This window comes from Hahella sp. HN01 (assembly GCF_018986435.1).
Classification (GTDB): domain Bacteria; phylum Pseudomonadota; class Gammaproteobacteria; order Pseudomonadales; family Oleiphilaceae; genus Hahella.
In genome coordinates this window covers 24,682-40,581 of the sequence record NZ_JAHMIN010000011.1, presented here as the reverse complement: position 1 = coordinate 40,581, position 15,900 = coordinate 24,682, and the positions used below count along the sequence as shown (strand labels likewise).

At 53.3% G+C, this 15,900-nt stretch carries 13 protein-coding genes and 4 tRNA genes; 11 read left to right on the top strand and 6 right to left on the bottom strand.

The window, feature by feature from the left end; genetic code table 11:
* Window positions 1-68 precede the first annotated feature (68 nt).
* From KP814_RS12495 to purE, 4 genes are all read right to left on the bottom strand, one after another.
* The gene (locus tag KP814_RS12495) at window positions 69-2,129 is read right to left on the bottom strand and encodes a bifunctional diguanylate cyclase/phosphodiesterase (protein ID WP_216737084.1); all 2,061 of its coding nucleotides are present in this window, start codon (window positions 2,127-2,129) and stop codon (window positions 69-71) included.
* 226 nt (window positions 2,130-2,355) lie between these two features.
* Window positions 2,356-2,940, bottom strand: a complete 585-nt coding sequence (gene sodB, locus KP814_RS12490; RefSeq protein WP_011398372.1) for a superoxide dismutase [Fe] — start codon at window positions 2,938-2,940, stop codon at window positions 2,356-2,358.
* Between the two features lie 358 nt (window positions 2,941-3,298).
* A complete protein-coding gene (locus tag KP814_RS12485; RefSeq protein ID WP_216737083.1) occupies window positions 3,299-4,426 on the bottom strand; it encodes a 5-(carboxyamino)imidazole ribonucleotide synthase in 1,128 nt (375 codons plus the stop codon).
* Window positions 4,423-4,914 (bottom strand): 5-(carboxyamino)imidazole ribonucleotide mutase, encoded by a 492-nt coding sequence (gene purE, locus KP814_RS12480; protein ID WP_216737082.1) that lies wholly within the window; start codon window positions 4,912-4,914, stop codon window positions 4,423-4,425. Before purE ends, KP814_RS12485 begins: the two co-directional genes overlap by 4 nt.
* A gap of 374 nt (window positions 4,915-5,288) precedes the next feature.
* On the opposite strand from purE, the gene KP814_RS12475 reads away from it, so the two are divergent.
* A complete protein-coding gene (locus KP814_RS12475) occupies window positions 5,289-6,185 on the top strand; it encodes a hypothetical protein (protein WP_216737081.1) in 897 nt (298 codons plus the stop codon).
* Between the two features lie 79 nt (window positions 6,186-6,264).
* On the opposite strand, the gene KP814_RS12470 is transcribed toward KP814_RS12475, so the two are convergent.
* Window positions 6,265-6,819, bottom strand: coding sequence for a hypothetical protein (locus KP814_RS12470; RefSeq protein ID WP_216737080.1), 555 nt, complete (start codon window positions 6,817-6,819; stop codon window positions 6,265-6,267).
* A gap of 379 nt (window positions 6,820-7,198) precedes the next feature.
* Here KP814_RS12470 and KP814_RS12465 point away from each other — a divergent pair, with 379 nt between their 5' ends.
* From KP814_RS12465 to KP814_RS12435, 7 genes are all read left to right on the top strand, one after another.
* The gene (locus KP814_RS12465) at window positions 7,199-8,050 is read left to right on the top strand and encodes a DUF2846 domain-containing protein (protein ID WP_216737079.1); all 852 of its coding nucleotides are present in this window, start codon (window positions 7,199-7,201) and stop codon (window positions 8,048-8,050) included.
* Window positions 8,051-8,279: 229 nt separating this feature from the next.
* A complete protein-coding gene (locus tag KP814_RS12460; RefSeq protein WP_216737078.1) occupies window positions 8,280-8,615 on the top strand; it encodes a hypothetical protein in 336 nt (111 codons plus the stop codon).
* 79 nt (window positions 8,616-8,694) lie between these two features.
* Window positions 8,695-9,075, top strand: coding sequence for a lactoylglutathione lyase (gene gloA, locus KP814_RS12455; protein ID WP_216737077.1), 381 nt, complete (start codon window positions 8,695-8,697; stop codon window positions 9,073-9,075).
* Between the two features lie 221 nt (window positions 9,076-9,296).
* Window positions 9,297-9,372 (top strand) — tRNA-Val (locus tag KP814_RS12450).
* Window positions 9,373-9,392: 20 nt separating this feature from the next.
* Window positions 9,393-9,469, top strand: a tRNA-Asp gene (locus KP814_RS12445).
* Between the two features lie 36 nt (window positions 9,470-9,505).
* A tRNA-Val gene (locus KP814_RS12440) sits at window positions 9,506-9,581 on the top strand.
* 24 nt (window positions 9,582-9,605) lie between these two features.
* Window positions 9,606-9,682: transfer RNA gene (locus KP814_RS12435), tRNA-Asp, on the top strand.
* Window positions 9,683-9,937: 255 nt separating this feature from the next.
* Here KP814_RS12435 and KP814_RS12430 read toward each other — a convergent pair.
* Window positions 9,938-11,011 carry an AraC family transcriptional regulator gene (locus tag KP814_RS12430; protein WP_216737076.1) on the bottom strand — a complete coding sequence of 358 codons (1,074 nt, stop codon included), beginning with the start codon at window positions 11,009-11,011 and terminating at the stop codon, window positions 9,938-9,940.
* A 204-nt stretch (window positions 11,012-11,215) separates the two neighbouring features.
* On the opposite strand from KP814_RS12430, the gene KP814_RS12425 reads away from it, so the two are divergent.
* The 3 genes from KP814_RS12425 to KP814_RS12415 all read left to right on the top strand — a co-directional run bounded on the left by KP814_RS12425 (window position 11,216) and on the right by KP814_RS12415 (window position 15,893).
* Window positions 11,216-13,264, top strand: a complete 2,049-nt coding sequence (locus KP814_RS12425; protein ID WP_216737075.1) for an NADPH-dependent 2,4-dienoyl-CoA reductase — start codon at window positions 11,216-11,218, stop codon at window positions 13,262-13,264.
* Window positions 13,265-13,631: 367 nt separating this feature from the next.
* Window positions 13,632-14,948: a DNA repair ATPase gene (locus tag KP814_RS12420; protein WP_216737074.1), complete on the top strand. Its 1,317-nt coding sequence runs from the start codon at window positions 13,632-13,634 to the stop codon at window positions 14,946-14,948.
* 3 nt (window positions 14,949-14,951) lie between these two features.
* Complete coding sequence (locus KP814_RS12415) at window positions 14,952-15,893, top strand: pyridoxal-phosphate dependent enzyme (RefSeq protein WP_216737073.1); 942 nt, start codon at window positions 14,952-14,954, stop codon at window positions 15,891-15,893.
* The last annotated feature ends 7 nt before the right edge of the window (window positions 15,894-15,900 follow it).

Sequence of the window (15,900 nt, the reverse complement as noted above, 5' to 3'; positions counted from 1 at the left end):
GCATGTTAAATGAGGGCGTTACGTAAGTTCCACCCGTACGCGCGGCGTCAGGTGGGATGAGTTGGTGATCAGGTCTGCGGCGCGTGACTGACTTTCATGAACTCAATGAACTCTTCCGGCGGCACCGGCTTACTGTAATAGTAGCCCTGCGCCAGCGTGCAGCCGTCATGCTTCAGGAAGCGCTCCTGCCGTGGCGTTTCCACGCCTTCGGCGATGACGTCCAGGCGCAGGCTTTTGCCCAGCTGGATGATGGCGTGCACGATTTGGGTGTCGTCTTCGTCTTTCATCAGGTCGCGAACAAACTGTTTGTCGATTTTGATCTTGCGGATAGGTAACTGCTTCAGGTAACTGAGCGATGAATAGCCGGTGCCGAAATCATCCACGGCGCACTGAATGCCAAATTCGCTCAGGTGGCGCAGGGAAGTGATGGCCTGATTCAGGTTTTCCATGAAGCTGGTTTCCGTGACCTCCAGCTCGATGAGCGAGGTGGGGATCTGGCGGCTTTCGATGATCTTCAGGACATGTGGCGCGAACTCTTTCTGTCTGAGCTGGTTGGCGGACAGGTTTATCGCCACTTTGATATTAAAGCCTTGGTTACGCCATTGGTTAACCTGGGCGCAGGCCTCGTGCAGCACCCAGTCGCCAATTTCAAGAATGGTCTCATTGGCCTCTGCAATGGGGATGAATACGTCGGGGGGGACCAAGCCGCGTTCAGGATGACGCCAGCGCAGCAGCGCCTCACAGCCCACAACCTGCTTCGAATTCAGGTCCATTTGCGGCTGGTAGACCAAAAACAGCTCGTTGTTTTGTATGGCCTTGGAGAGATCTTTCTCCAGTTTTTTACGTTCGCGGATTTCGCTGTCGAGACTGGCGACGTAGAACTGGAAGTGATTATTGGAGACCGACTTGGCCAGCATCATGGTCTGCTCAGCCTTTTGCAAAATCTTCTCTGCATCGCGGGCGTCATCCGGGTAAATGGCGATGCCGATGGTGCAGGATACAGGAGTCAGTTGATCCTCAATCTCAAACGGGCGACTGATTTCCCGCAGCAGTGATTCAGCGAAAGCCGCCACCCGGTAACTGCTGCTGACATTAAACAGGATCAGGGCGAATTGGTCGCCGCCAAGTCGGCAGACTGTGTGTACGCCGTCCCGCTGTGAAAGCAGCCTCTCAGCGAAGGCCTGTAGCAGCTTGTCTCCCTGACTATAGCCGAGTTGCTCATTGATCGACTTGAAGTCGTCAATGCCGACGCAAAAAACCGCAAACTTCTGGTTCAGCGCTTCTGAATCGTCCACCGCCGCGGCGATGTAATTACTGAACAGGGAGCGGGTTGGCAGGCCGGTGAGGGAGTCGTACTGGGATAGTTTGATGATCCGCGCTTCCGCCGCCTGACGCTTCTGTTGGTGCTCCTCGATGGACTGCAAAAGGCTGTTTGCGGCGCGCACCCAGCTGCCCAGTTCGTCTCTTTCGTGTTGACGGGGCACCGGAAGCGACTGTAACCCGGGCTCAGCGGGGTTAATGCGCAGTAGGGAGTTGATAATGGCCTTGAGTGGCGCCGTTAACAGAAAGTGATAGACCAGATGCAGGACGAACGCCAAGAGCAGGGCGCGCAGCAGGCCAGTCATGAAAATCAGTATGGAGCGCTCCAAAAACAGCGCCGACTTGGGTGCGGTATCGACGACGATCTTCAGCTCGCCGTAGTAGGTGGGTTGCGGCGTTGGGCGGAATAAGGAAATGGCGTACTCGCGCTCTTTGCCGAAGATAGCGTCGGTCATCCAGCGACTCTGGGTTTCCTGCAGGGGCTTGGAGAGTTCAGCCAGAATCGTTTGATTGGGGTGAGCGATAGCCGCGTAGCGAATAGACGGTTTTTCGAACAGGCCTTCCAGAACCTGCTGCGCCAAGTCGGGGTCGATGCTGTAAACCGCCTGGGTGGCGGGGTCGCGCACAATGGCCAGGGTTTGTCTGGCCTCGTTGTCCATTTCCTCCACGGCGCGCATGGATTCAAAAATAATCTGACCAATGCTGAGTAAAACGCCTACCGCCAAAGCGGTAAACAACACCCAGTTCATTAATTTGGCGGACAGGCTATGTCGCCATTTTACTGGAGCGTTTTGCTTTTCTTGAACCATGCTGATTGATTGCTTCGACGCCGGCGGTGGTGTTTGTGTCAATCTTATTATCCCCTGCTATGGAAAGTGTAGTTATATACGGGACAAAGTAACAGCTTAGGTGCGCGGGTGCAGAGGGAATGGCGGAGAGAAACTGGGTGTGCGGAGGGAGAAATGAGGCGAGGGAGAACAGGATCTGTCAGGGCATGAATCACGTCGGGGCGCTGGGCCCCGACGTTGGAACGGATTAAGCGGCCAGGTTTTTGGCGACGAAATCCCAGTTCACCAGATTCCAGAACGCATTCATGTAGTTAGGACGAACGTTTCTGTAATCGATGTAGTAAGCGTGTTCCCATACGTCAACGGTCAGCAGTGCGGTTTTGCCGTCAGTCATTGGCGTGCCTGCGTTGCTGGTGTTGAAGATTTCCAGTGAGCCGTCAGCGTTTTTGACCAACCAGGTCCAAGCGGAACCGAAGTTGTTAACGGCTTTGTCAGTGAATTGGGTTTTGAAGCTTTCGAAGGAACCGAAAGTTTTGTTGATGGCGTCCGCCAGCTCGCCAGTAGGCTCGCCGCCGCCGTTAGGGCTCAGGCAGTGCCAGTAGAAAGTGTGGTTCCAGATCTGGGCGGCGTTGTTGAAAACAGGGCCGCTCTTGGAAGCCACGATAATCTCTTCCAGAGACTTCCCTTCGTATTCAGTTCCGGGAACCAGACCGTTCAACTTATCAACATAAGTTTTGTGGTGTTTACCGTAGTGGTATTCGATAGTTTCTTCGGAAATGTGCGGCGCTAGCGCATTCTTTTCGTAAGGGAGAGCAGGAAGTTCAAATGCCATGAGATTTTCTCCGTCTTTTAAGTGTGTAATCCCGTGTAAGTCTCTGATTCTAGAGTATACAGACTGAGTAAGAAGAGATAGCTCCGAATCTCCGGAAATTCAGCCTGCAGGCTCAGGGTCATCACAGTATCACCCTGGGTATTGATGCCGGCCAGATGGCGACCGACAGAATTCTTTTGTTAGATCGCGCAGAATGATATCACCCGCATATATGGAGTGCTATCAAGGGTTTTTCAAGATTATTTATCAGACTTATTAATAAAATTAATAAGCTAGGGACGCGCCAGGGGATGTTGGTTATAAGAAATACAGGTGGTTTATTGGGGACGCCGGCCCATAAAAATGGGCCGGAAAAACACTAGTCAAAGTGAGCCAGCGAGGAAGTGAAAGGTGTATGCTCCGGCACGAATGGGAGGCACTTTTCCACTTTGGCTATCAGCGCTTTGTAGTCTTCCGCGACAATGTTGATATGCCCGAGTTTGCGACCGGCGCGCTCTTCTTTTCCATACAGGTGCAGATGCGTGTCGCTGAGCGTCAATACGCTTTCGCGGTCAGCATGACGACCAATCAGGTTTATCATGCAACTGACGCCGACAGGCTGGGTGTCGCCCAAAGGTAAACCGGCGACGGCGCGCAAATGGTTCTCAAACTGTCCTGTGTGCGCTCCATTCATGGACCAGTGACCGGAGTTGTGCACGCGCGGCGCCATCTCATTGGCCAGGAGGCCTTCAGGCGTTTCAAACAGCTCCAGAGCCAAGACGCCCACATAGGACAGATGCGCCATCAGCGTCTCAATATACTCAGCCGCTTTCTGCGCCAGATCGTCGCTAATGCGCGGAGCTGGGGCGATGGTGTAACGCAGAATGCCGCCATGATGAATATTTTCCGCCAGAGGGTAGGTGACGGTTTCACCTGTACTGCTGCGAGCGGCGATGATGGATATTTCCCGGGAGAAATTGACGAAAGACTCGACAATCAGTCGGGGGTGTCCAATGCTGTTCCAGGCCTCTTCCGCCTCATCAACGGACTTCAGGATCGCTTGGCCTTTACCGTCGTAACCTTCCGTGATGGATTTCGCCACGACCGGAGTTCCCAGTTCGCGAGCGGCCTCAGCCAATTCCTCTGGGCTGTTGACCAGGCGATATTTGGGAGTAGGGATGCCCAATTGAGTAAACAGCGCTTTTTCGTGCTCTCTGTTCTGACACACGCGCAGCGCTTCCACTCCCGGGTAGAGCGGCTTACGATCGGCGATATTCTGCGCCAGATCCAGGGGTAAGTGCTCAAACTCGTAGGTCACTACATCGACGAAATCAAGGAAGCGGTCCAGCTCCGACTGGGTGTTGTCGGGGTCGCTGAAAATTGTTCCAAGGCCCGCGGTAGGGGCCCCGGAAGTGTCGTAAAGCGCAAATTCAAAGCCCAGCGGCATACCCGCCAGCGCCATCATGCGGCCAAGTTGGCCGGCTCCGAGAATGCCGATTCTTTTCATGATTGCCTTGGGTCAGCGTTGTTAAGAACAGTGTCTGTCTGCTGTTTGCGGAACGCTTTTACGGCGTCCATGATTTTGCTGTCCTGCAAGCCCACAATCTGAGCCGCCATCAGTCCTGCGTTAGTAGCGCCGGCTTTGCCGATCGCCAGCGTGCCCACGGGGACGCCTCCAGGCATTTGTACGATGGACAATAATGAGTCTAGACCATTCAGCGTCTTGGACTGCACGGGGACGCCCAGCACCGGCAACGAGGTTTGTGACGCGGCCATACCGGGCAGGTGGGCGGCGCCGCCAGCTCCGGCGATGATTATCTTGATGCCTCTGCCTTCGGCGGACTTGGCGTAGTCAAACAGCAGGTCCGGCGTACGGTGAGCGGAAACAACTTGCACTTCATAGGGAACGCCCAGCTTGTCGAGCATCTCAGCGGCGTGCTCCATGGTAGGCCAGTCGGATTTGGAGCCCATAATAATGCCAACTAAAGGCTGCATGATTTCTCCTTAGTAACCCTGTCATTATTGGATAAATTCGCCTATGGGGCGCGAATTTGCGGGTGGTCGAGGCATACTGTTTAAAAAAGAGGCGCATAGTTTAGTGAGTCGGTACAAGGGATGCAAACGAAAGCGGGCCCTTGCCGGCTCTCGCCGCAGGCGGCGGAGATCCCGCGTGCGCGGAGCCTTTATCTGGCTCAGGAAAAACGGAATAATAGCGGGTTGCTTCATGCCTGTTCTGTCGCAAATATGATAAAGCTGGATAAGGGCGCGTGTACGGAAACTTCGGCATTGTCTAAAATGCCATGGCGCAACCGCGCAGAATCGGGCGTTTGCCGATACACTATATAAATACAGTCCACTAGCGAGGATACATGGAGACAATTAAGCCCGAGAAAGACGAGGTTGATCGATTTCAATCACAGCGCCATAAAGCGCCTGCGGCGAAACCTGCTGAGCCCAAAAAGGCTGCGCCGGTTGCGGAGGCCCCGGTGGAGGCTTATGTCAGACTGTCCCGTCCCGCACAATGGGCGATCGTCTTTGTATTCATTCTGGTGCTGACTTTTGCGCTGATTGGATATTGGCAGGTCAAAACCCAGCAGCAAACCATTCTGTCTCTGCAAACCCAGCTGCAGCAGGCGACTCAGTATATATCTCAAAGTAAGCTGGTGACTGCGCGTCTTGAAGGTCAAATCAATCAGACTGACGCCACCATGGCGCAAAGCGGTAATGAAATGGCCAGGGAACTGAAAACCTTGGACTCTGAGATCCGCAAGCTGTGGGATGTATCCAATAAGCGCAATAAACAGTTGATTGAGGAAAACCAAAAAGCACTGACAGCCCTGCAGGGCGACTTTAAACAGTCGCAGGAGCGGATCAAAGCGCTAAGCGGTGAGATAAATGGCCTGACGGTTATCGGTGAAAATCTTGGCAAGTCTCAGGAAGCTCAGGCGCTGCAGATTTCCGCGCTTGCGGATGATATGGGGCGCACTGACGAAGCCCTGGAGAGGAAGCAGGCTGAGTTGGCGCAACTTCTGAAACAGAGTTCCGACAAGCTGGAGAAATCTATCTCTGAGCAAACCGTGGCTATCGCCAAGCTTGAGCGCATGATCGGTAAAATGAATGAGCAGAATCTGGACGGCAACCTCAAAGAGCTTGAGAAGAAAGTAAGCGCTATCGACGCCACCCGTAATCAACTGGTGCAACGCTATGTTGAGCTGGATCGTCGCATGAATGAAATTGGCCTGCAATTGAAGGCCATACAGAAATAGCCCTCGCTACTGCGCCTAAGTGAAGCTTAGGCGCGCACCTGTAGCGCATGTGTCAATCTTTACTCTTACTCTTATTCTTTTACGGCCGCGGCGTGTTGACGATTGTGGTCGCGTCAAAGTCCACCGCTTGAAACTGCGGTTCGATTCTTACTTCCACGTATTGGCGAAAAAGTAGCGCCGCCGCGACGGACGTTTCCAGCGTCGCCAATTTGTTGGGGTCGTATAGTGCGGCCTCTCTTTCATCATTTCGCGCTCGTTGCGCTTCTTCATAAACCGGGCCGCCCGCTGCTGGCGGAGAGAACAGGCCAGGCACAAAAATGCTCGATAGCTGTGGATTCTGAAGTAGAGCGAGTGAAATTGAATCCAGGGTGGAGCGCTCTACGGTATCGGCAATGGGTATGTAGTTAATTTGCGCTTCGGAGAAAGTGATATCGAGGGCTTGTCCGTCATCAAGTTCAATATGCACGCTGGCTTCAGTGGAGGGCTCATCCAGGGCTTTCCATTCCATCTCGTAGGGAAGCTCTTCTGCTGAAATGCTCAACGCTGCGCCGAGCAGCAGCGCCATCAAAGTGGGTGTGAACAAGCGATCCACATGCGGATCAGGCGCGGCGGTGAGGACATCCGAGTCGTTCATGAGTAGTGACCCTTGCGCATTTTTTATAATTGGTTGTGACTGATTGTAGCAATTAAGCCGAACGGGAATGTGGAGCTGTTTCAAAATACGGCTTAATTATTGTCATTCGTCGTTCCCTGTTGAAAATTCAGCCTGCCCGTCGAATGACGCCTGCTTGCAGGCAAAATAACTGTAAAGAAATGTAGTGCAAAGTAACGCGTTGTAGCGAATTCTTGCTCCAATTCTCAGCTGGCGAAGCATACGGTTGTTAGAATCATCCCCAGTCTGGAGGGTTTGGCCCCAAGGGAGTCGTCCCGCAACACCTTCCGCTTCAATAAACAAGAGCCATGATTTGTGAAATGGTCATGAAAGCGACGCCCTTATAGACGGGGGAGTGAGTATGCAGCGATATCCTAACCTCAGAACGCTTGTCCTACTGCTGGTGACGGCGGTGGCAATGAGTGGGTGTAAGATCTATCAATCCATGGGGAAGAGCGTAGGGGCCTTTGTGCATCCGGTCAGCGGCCCTAAATTCGTGCATATTCCTGACTCGGAGTGGGATAGTGCGTCTTCTGCGCTTATCTATTTTTACCGACCTCACAGTGACTGGGCGTCAGAAGAAATCGAGTCTCCCAGCGTGTATGTCGATGACAGTCAATATTTCAACTTTCGCGACAACAGCTATACCTGGCTACAGGTGGCTCCGGGCGAGCGACGCATCACTATGCGCAGGCCTCTGTTGGGCTTCGAAGGTATAGGCGGCTTTACCCTGAGCGATATGACGGATCAGATACTCAGTGTCGATGCGGGCAAAATTTACTATCTGCGTTATTCCGAAATCAGCAAACCAGATCCAAATCCGGAAATCGAAACCGACTCACCCTGGGCGGAAGGGGATTTACAGTTGGTGGCCGCTGACTTCGCTTATAACGAAATCGTGGAGACCCGCTTTCTGAATAGCGATCTACTGGCGCCTAATCATGCCGCCACCTCTATTGTGAAAGAAAATATAGAGTATTCATTTGAGCGGGAGCAGGAAGAAATTGAGGTCGCCCGCGAGGAAGAAATTGAAAGGTTGAAGGAGCAGGGCTATTACCGTCCCGATAAATGGTGGTGTATGTATATGTGCGGCGGCGGGCCGACCAAGCGGCTGAAGACGGATCGTATGCAGCGTGAGCTGGACAAGCGTAAAAACGCTTACGAGGCGCAGCTGGCGGAAAGTGAGGGCCCATCCTGGTGGTGGCCCTTCTAAAGGCGGGGCGATCACCACATTAAATTTTCAATTCTGTACTGTCACCCGGTTCTATAGGGTGACATCTGGGTTTAACATCTATCATTTACTGTAAGGGCTTCGATTGAAGCAGAGGCTGCGGCGACGCCGCGCTTCTGAAATATGGGTAAGGATTTCAGCCGGTTAATATTGGATGTAAGCGGCGGCGAATCAACGGCGGACAGGAAACAGAAAAAGGACTTACTGAACTATGAGCGTGACGACCATGTTTCAAGACCATGTACAAAAGACCAAAAGCTTTGTTGACCGTGTGAAGGATGTATATAGCAGAGCCTATGATAAGGCGTTGCAGACGGGAAAAGGCGGCTTGGCCGGCGCCACGCGCATCAGTGCGGCGCTTGAGCCCAAGGTGCGACAAAGTATCGACTCGGCCCATCATTTCTTTGATGGCATCAATCAATCGCTGGCGGATAAAGCCATTCCCGAATGCCGACGTTCTAATGTCGAGTCCGCTCGTCTGGAGGAAAAGTCGTGCGCAGCGCGACATGGAATCAGCGACACTGGCGCTTCGCGTCAGGATATTTGAGATTGCGCCCGCGAGGTCATCACCCTTCCGGGTATGGTAAGGTAGCCCCATTTTTCACATTGTTGTTAGGAGAAAAATCATGAGGCTATTGCATACGATGATCCGGGTCGGCGACCTGGATCGCTCCATCGGTTTTTACACTGAAGTGCTGGGTATGCGTCTGTTGCGGCGTAAAGATTACCCGGAAGGCCGTTTCACCTTGGCGTTTGTCGGCTACGGCGATGAGTCGGAAAACTCCGTCATTGAGCTGACTCACAACTGGGATACCGCTGCATATGAACTGGGCTCCGGGTTTGGGCACCTCGCCATAGAAGTGGAAGACGCCTATCAAGCCTGCGACGCTATTCGTGAAAAAGGCGGGCAGGTAGTTCGGGAGGCGGGACCCATGAAGCACGGAACCACAGTGATTGCGTTCGTTAAAGATCCTGACGGTTATATGATTGAGCTGATCCAGCGCTAACTTTTGTTCTGCCTGCACAGACTTTTATTTCTCAATAGAATAAGCGCCTTAATTTGGCGCTTTTGATCGACTTTTCAGCGAAATAGCAACTGCGAAAACTTTTTTAAACATTGCGCTTGACACACCATGGGGCGATCAGTACTATGCGCATCGTCTTCACGGGGCAGCCAAGCGGTTCGCAGGGTTGGTTCGGAAGCGCCTCTTGATTCAGAGTGACGTGGGGGTGGTTAGCTCAGCTGGGAGAGCATCGCCCTTACAAGGCGAGGGTCGCAGGTTCGATCCCTGCACCACCCACCAAATTCTGAAATAGAGATCGTGGAGCGGTAGTTCAGTTGGTTAGAATACCGGCCTGTCACGCCGGGGGTCGCGGGTTCGAGTCCCGTCCGCTCCGCCACTTTCTATTTAGTCAAGAGCCAGTTCATCTGGAACTGGGTGGTTAGCTCAGCTGGGAGAGCATCGCCCTTACAAGGCGAGGGTCGCAGGTTCGATCCCTGCACCACCCACCATCTTCCCCAAAGATGGATTTTCGCGGAGCGGTAGTTCAGTCGGTTAGAATACCGGCCTGTCACGCCGGGGGTCGCGGGTTCGAGTCCCGTCCGCTCCGCCAACTCTTTTCCTCTTATATCCCTCTTGCTTTAACTTCACATCTTAATTTTCTGATTTCAATCACTAATTTATTTTCCTTCCTGATTTATTCTGTCGTTTTTCTTTGTCATTTTCCTGACATAGCTGTTTGATAGCCTGGACGTTAACCATTAGCAAGGAGCCGTAACCGTGCAAGAATATATTGATGATCTCATTGATGTTGATTACGAAGAGTTTGAAGACGACGAATTCGTCGATGACGCCGTAGAGCTTTAATTCAGTCTCTTCTTTCTCGCTCAGGCATTTCGCCTGTCGCTGTATCTTCGTCCGTTCGGCCAGAAGTGTGCTGGTCCTTGAACGGCTTCGGGTTGACGCCAAACCACCTCTTAAATGCCCGATGAAATGCAGCTGGTGAAGAAAAGCCCAGTAGATATGCTATCTCGCCAATCGTTAAGTCTGTGGCTTTGAGGTAGGTCTCCGCGACCTGCTTGCGAGTCTCGTCCAAAACTTGTTGAAACTGAACGCCTTCCTTTTTTAATCGTCTTTGTAGCGTCCACTCCGACAGGCCGAGTTGCCTGGCGGTTTCGGTAAGGCCCACTTCGCGCCCTTGCAGCATTGGGGTGATAATCTGCTTGACCCGTTCGGTCAGACTGGTAGCCCCAACCAGGGTGGTGAGTTCCCGGTTGCAGATACTGACAATTTCGCTATGTGTCGCCGGATTAGCGTAAACAGAAGGTAGTGACAGCGCTTCTTTCCGAAAAATTAAGGCGTTACGAGAGCGACCGAACTTAACGGGACAATTGAAAGCCTGTTGATAATGTTGGGCGTAAGGCGGCGCTTCAAATTCAATTTCCACCTCTTTCAGTAAGCGCTCCTGTCCGGTAATCCAGTGCGCCAGCGCGCTCCATCCACTGAGCAGACAATCCACCACGAAATAGTTGAACTCATTATAGGGACTGATGGAATAAAACTGGGCGACGCCGCTTCCTGTCGTCAGGTAAAACCGGCTGCTCCCGCGTTTGTTTACGCTGCTCAGGCTTTCATAGTGAATCCATAGCCGGATCGCCCGTTCAAGGTTAGGGCTGGTCATGGCGGCATAACCGGAAAGTCCCATATGGGAAATGCGTAGCGCCTGCCCCATGAATAATCCCAGTGCGGGCTGGTTGGTGGTGCTGATCAGGGCCTGCCCAATGCGCATGAAGCGGGATATGCTGATGCGCGCTTTGGGGGAGGCGAGCGTCTCTGTCGTAACGCCGTATTCGTTGAGGACCGGCATTGGATCAACGTTAAGTCGTTGACAGGCTTCGCGCATTAACTCTACGAAATTGACGGATATGTCGCCGAGTTGCATGGGGCTTTCCCTTGGCGTGTTAAAAGTGACGGATAGGTGTATTTTATAGATAAGAAAATGTTATCCAAGGGTATTGGATGTCTTGCGTGACAGAGCTAATTTATATGGCAAATCCCGTAGCCTTGATTGCTGCGTATAACTCGAGGCGGAAGCTGCTTAGTTACCGGCATTTCGCTCATTAAAGTGAATATTCAGGAGTGTTTCATGCAACAGAACTCATCTGGCGCGAGTAAGTATCCGCATCTGTTGGCCCCTTTGGATCTGGGCTTCACCACCCTCGCCAACCGGACTCTAATGGGCTCCATGCACACAGGGTTGGAAGAGTCGCCGAATGGCTTTCAGCGTATGGCGGCGTTTTACGCTGAGCGCGCGAGAGGTGGGGTAGGGCTCATCGTAACCGGCGGTATCGCTCCGAACCCTGAAGGGGCGGTCGCTCAGGGCGCTTCCAAGATGGATTCTGACGCGGATGCGGAAAAGCACAAGATTATCACGCAAGCCGTGCATGAAGCTGGCGGCAAGATCTGTATGCAGATTCTGCATGCGGGACGCTACGCCTATCATCCCAAGCTGGTGGCGCCTTCCGCCATTCAAGCGCCGATCAATATGTTCAAGCCGCGCGAACTGTCCACTGACGAGGTGGATGAGCAGATAGACGCCTACGCAAGCTGTGCGGCTCTGGCGCAACAGGCGGGCTACGATGGCGTTGAGATCATGGGGTCGGAAGGTTATTTCATCAACCAGTTCATCGTGAGTCACACCAACAAGCGGACTGACAAGTGGGGCGGCGACTACGAGAGCCGGATTCGCATGCCGATAGAGGTCGTGCGTCGTGTGCGTGAACGAGTCGGCCCGAACTTCATTATCATTTATCGCCTTTCCATGCTTGACCTGATTGACGACGGCAGCAACTGGGAAGAGGTGGTGTTACTGGCCAAGAAAATCGAAGAGGCGGGCGCCACCATCATCAACACGGGTATCGGCTGGCATGAAGCGCGCGTCCCCACGATCGCGACAATGGTGCCACGCGCGGCGTTCACCAAAGTAACCGCGAAACTGAAGAAAGACGTCAATATTCCGCTGGTGACCACTAACCGTATCAACATGCCGGATGTAGCGGAAAAAGTGCTGGCGGATGGCGATGCGGACATGATCTCCATGGCCCGTCCTTTCCTGGCGGATGCAGATTTTGTCGTGAAGGCGTCGGAAGATCGGGCGGACGAAATCAATACTTGTATCGCCTGTAACCAAGCCTGCCTTGATCACACCTTCCAGATGAAGCTGACTTCCTGTCTGGTGAATCCCCGCGCCTGTCATGAGACCGAGTTGGTCTACGTGAAAACCAATGCGAAGAAAAAATTGGCGGTTGTCGGCGCTGGACCTGCGGGTCTGGCTTTCGCTACGGTGGCGGCGGAAAGAGGCCATGATGTAACGCTGTTTGACGGCGCGGACAAGATCGGTGGCCAGTTCAATGTCGCCAAACTGATTCCGGGTAAAGAAGAGTTTTATGAAACCTTGCGTTATTTCGACCGTATGCTGAAAAAGCATAATGTCGATGTGCGACTGAATACCCGTGTGAGCGCTGAAGACTTGAAGGCTGGCGGTTACGATGAAGTGATTCTCGCAACCGGTGTCGCCCCTCGCATACCTGAGATAGAAGGGGTCGATCATCCAAAAGTGATGGGATATCTGGATGCGCTGTTAGGACGTAAGCCGATAGGGAAAAGGGTTGCCGTTGTCGGCGCTGGCGGTATCGGGTTTGACGTCAGTGAGTTTATTACCCATGAAGGCAAGTCGCCCAGCCTGGACGTTTCCGCGTTCATGAAGGAGTGGGGGGTGGACCTGGGTGTAGAGCATCGTGGTGGCGTTCAGGGCGTTGCGGCGCATATCGAGCCATCTCCCAGAGAGGTCTATCTGTTGCAACGGAAAACCTCCAAGCCGGGTAAAAATCTTGGCAAGACGACGGGCTGGATCCATCGCGCTTCGCTGAAGAACAAGCAGGTGCGGATGGTCGCCGGTTGCGAGTACGTCAAAATTGATGATGACGGCTTCCATGTGAATGTTAACGGCGAGGCCAAGTTGTTGCCGGTGGACAATGTGATTATTTGCGCAGGTCAGGACCCTTTGCGTGAGCTGCAGCAGCCGCTTGAAGCGGCGGGCGTGTCGGTGCATCTGATTGGCGGCGCCGATGTGGCGGCGGAGTTGGATGCTAAGCGCGCGATAAATCAGGGCAGCCGACTGGCCGCTGAAATCTGATCTCTCCTCTCTGGACTCAGCGAGAGCTGAGTCCATTTCAACCTTTCATTTTTTGCGCAAACCAGGTCGATTGGCCTGATTTGTGCGCCCTTTCCCCAACTGAGCGCGACCTGCCCAACTGACATTTCCGAGGTTGCGTGCTAAGTTTTCAACAGCTTCATTAATAATCAATGCAGGCGCCGGAGCCGTTTTAAATGGCCCGGGGGCGAAAAAATATCGGTGTTTAAACGCTTGGTAAGCGCTAACGAAACAATTTTCTGTTATTTTGGTGCGCTTACAAAAAATAACAACATCGACAATGGGCTTCTGGACAACGCAGCTTAAACAACAAGCAAAGAAAGAAGGGCTTATTATCTAGGACATTGGCATGCCCAAACCTCAAAAAGATGATATTTACGAAGCGGTTCTCTTCTTGGAGGATCAGTATGTAGCGCGGCAAATGCGCTATTCGGAATTTGAGGCCATATTGGACGGCGTGGTTGCTCTGAATGATCTGGCTGATACGGAAATAACGGCGGTCTATGCAGAGCTGAACAAACAGTTGATTCCTCGAGCGCTGGTATTTTTTACGGTCTATTTCGACGAGGAAGGCATCGCGGATTCGGAGTGGAACGTCCCGCTGAAGCGGTTGGCGAAAATTTCCGGCTCCGGCCCTGATCTCGGTGCAGGTCCTATAAGGCTCGCGTGTCGCAGTCAATGCGCTATCTCCTGGCATCAGCGGGATTTGTGGGACCCAGACATGAAGCCGGGCGGCAATGACTTTCAGGTGATTAAAAAATCCCTGCAGGAAAACCGCTTGGGCTTTGAAGTGGTTGGTGATGTGGTTGAGGAGGAAGAGGATATTCCTGTCCTGACTCCCACTCAGGCCGCGCCGCAACCGGCGGCGTCCGCGTCTGCGCTGGAAGAGCAGGAGCGTATTCATCGTACGAAACTGGCGCGCTTGCTGAAAGCGCAGCGCCTGCGCATCAAGACGTTGAATAGCCAGCACGAAGCGGAAATTGAAGAGCTCAACCGGCAGCACCGGTTGGAGATGCAGGCGCTGAAGACCAAAGTGCAGGATATGGAGCAAAGCCTCCAGCACACTAAGGTGCTTTACGACCAGACCAAAATCAAACTGCAGAAGCGCAGCGATCAATACCTGTCTCTGCAAGAGGAAATGGTGCAGTTCAAAAAGCGTCAATCCATGCTGGAGAAAGAACTCAGTAAAGGAGACGGAGGCGAGGAGGCGGAACGTCTGCGGCAGCGCCTGGAAAGCGAACTGACGATTGTCAAAGAGCAATTACAGCGTCGCGAGGCGGAGCTGGTTTACCGCGACGAGCGTGAGGAGCAGCTGCGCCAGGAGATTCAAACCCTGAAGGATGAGTCTGAGGATGGCGGCGGAGATATTCTCAATAAGCTGTCCGAGCTGGATGTGGTTTTTGTGGTGTATCACCCTGGCGCAGGGCATATCACCATCCCGGCGAAAGATGTGTTGCGCTATATTCAGAATCCTGTCTCCTATGCGGCGGAGCGTTGTTTTGTAACGGAGCGGCACTACAAAGAGTGGCTGGACCATTACGAAAACGCGGTATGCGAACACGAAATTCCTGGCAAAGGATTGTGTGGCGAGAGCGTCCCTCGCGTGACCGTGCCCGCTGAGTTTGTTGCAGGCGAAAGCAACCGTTGCGAGAAGCATCAAGAATAGTTCGTGTCCCCTCTGCTGTATCAACCTGATTGCGTCATTCAACCGCTCAGTCACCCTGTGGCTGAGCGCGCTGGCGTTCGTCTGTGGATGGCGCGGGGCGATTTGGTTCATGAGTCTGTATCCGGCAACAAGTGGTTCAAGCTTAAATACAGCCTGCTGGAAGCGGAGCGAAGCCAAGCGTCGGGATTGCTGAGCTTCGGCGGCGCTTATTCCAATCACCTGCATGCGCTCGCTGCGGCGGGCCGTATGCTTAATATTCCCACCTTTGGCGTTGTGCGCGGCGCCTGGCGGCGTGAGCTGACGCCAACTCTGCAGGATGCTCAAAAGTGGGGGATGCGTTTGCTGTTCGTCAGCAATGAGGCGTATCGCTGCAAAGATGATCCTGCCTGGGTAGAGGAAAGCATTGAGGGCTGGAGGCTGTCAGAGCTAATCGCTACGCAAAAGCTGATGGTTATCCCCGAGGGCGGTAGCAATGCGCTGGCGTTGAAGGGAGTATCTGAGTGGGCGCAGCAAATCTATTCCCATTTTTCCTCGACTCCGGTGTCTATATTCTTGCCTTGCGGCACCGGCGGTACGATGGCGGGGTTTGTCGCCGCTGACTCGCATCATGAGTTGGTCGGCGTGCCCGTGTTGCGCGCCGGGGACTCTATTGCAGTTAAGGTCAATGAGTTGCTGGCTTTGAATAACCAGCAGCCAGGAACTCCCTTTCGCTTTATGCAAGGTTATGAGTTTGGCGGTTACGCCAAGACCAGTCCCGAGTTGATGACCTTCATTCAGGCATTTTTCGATCACACAGGCGTTGGGTTGGAGCCTGTCTACACGGGGAAAATGGCGTATGCGGCGCTGGATTGGTTGCGCCGGGGCGAGGCTCCCAGAGGCTCAGACGTTGTGCTTGTGCACACTGGCGGTATGCAGGGCGCGCGGGGTTTTGTCGAGCAGCCTTGAGTTCTTG

Excerpts from the sequence above, each read along its gene's own strand:
- KP814_RS12495 (WP_216737084.1), bottom strand. The coding sequence starts at position 2,129 with ATGGTTCAAGAAAAGCAAAACGCTCCAGTAAAATGGCGACATAGCCTG.
- sodB (WP_011398372.1), bottom strand. The coding sequence starts at position 2,940 with ATGGCATTTGAACTTCCTGCTCTCCCTTACGAAAAGAATGCGCTAGCG.
- KP814_RS12485 (WP_216737083.1), bottom strand. The coding sequence starts at position 4,426 with ATGAAAAGAATCGGCATTCTCGGAGCCGGCCAACTTGGCCGCATGATG.
- purE (WP_216737082.1), bottom strand. The coding sequence starts at position 4,914 with ATGCAGCCTTTAGTTGGCATTATTATGGGCTCCAAATCCGACTGGCCT.
- KP814_RS12475 (WP_216737081.1), top strand. The coding sequence starts at position 5,289 with ATGGAGACAATTAAGCCCGAGAAAGACGAGGTTGATCGATTTCAATCA.
- KP814_RS12470 (WP_216737080.1), bottom strand. The coding sequence starts at position 6,819 with ATGAACGACTCGGATGTCCTCACCGCCGCGCCTGATCCGCATGTGGAT.
- KP814_RS12465 (WP_216737079.1), top strand. The coding sequence starts at position 7,199 with ATGCAGCGATATCCTAACCTCAGAACGCTTGTCCTACTGCTGGTGACG.
- KP814_RS12460 (WP_216737078.1), top strand. The coding sequence starts at position 8,280 with ATGAGCGTGACGACCATGTTTCAAGACCATGTACAAAAGACCAAAAGC.
- gloA (WP_216737077.1), top strand. The coding sequence starts at position 8,695 with ATGAGGCTATTGCATACGATGATCCGGGTCGGCGACCTGGATCGCTCC.
- KP814_RS12430 (WP_216737076.1), bottom strand. The coding sequence starts at position 11,011 with ATGCAACTCGGCGACATATCCGTCAATTTCGTAGAGTTAATGCGCGAA.
- KP814_RS12425 (WP_216737075.1), top strand. The coding sequence starts at position 11,216 with ATGCAACAGAACTCATCTGGCGCGAGTAAGTATCCGCATCTGTTGGCC.
- KP814_RS12420 (WP_216737074.1), top strand. The coding sequence starts at position 13,632 with ATGCCCAAACCTCAAAAAGATGATATTTACGAAGCGGTTCTCTTCTTG.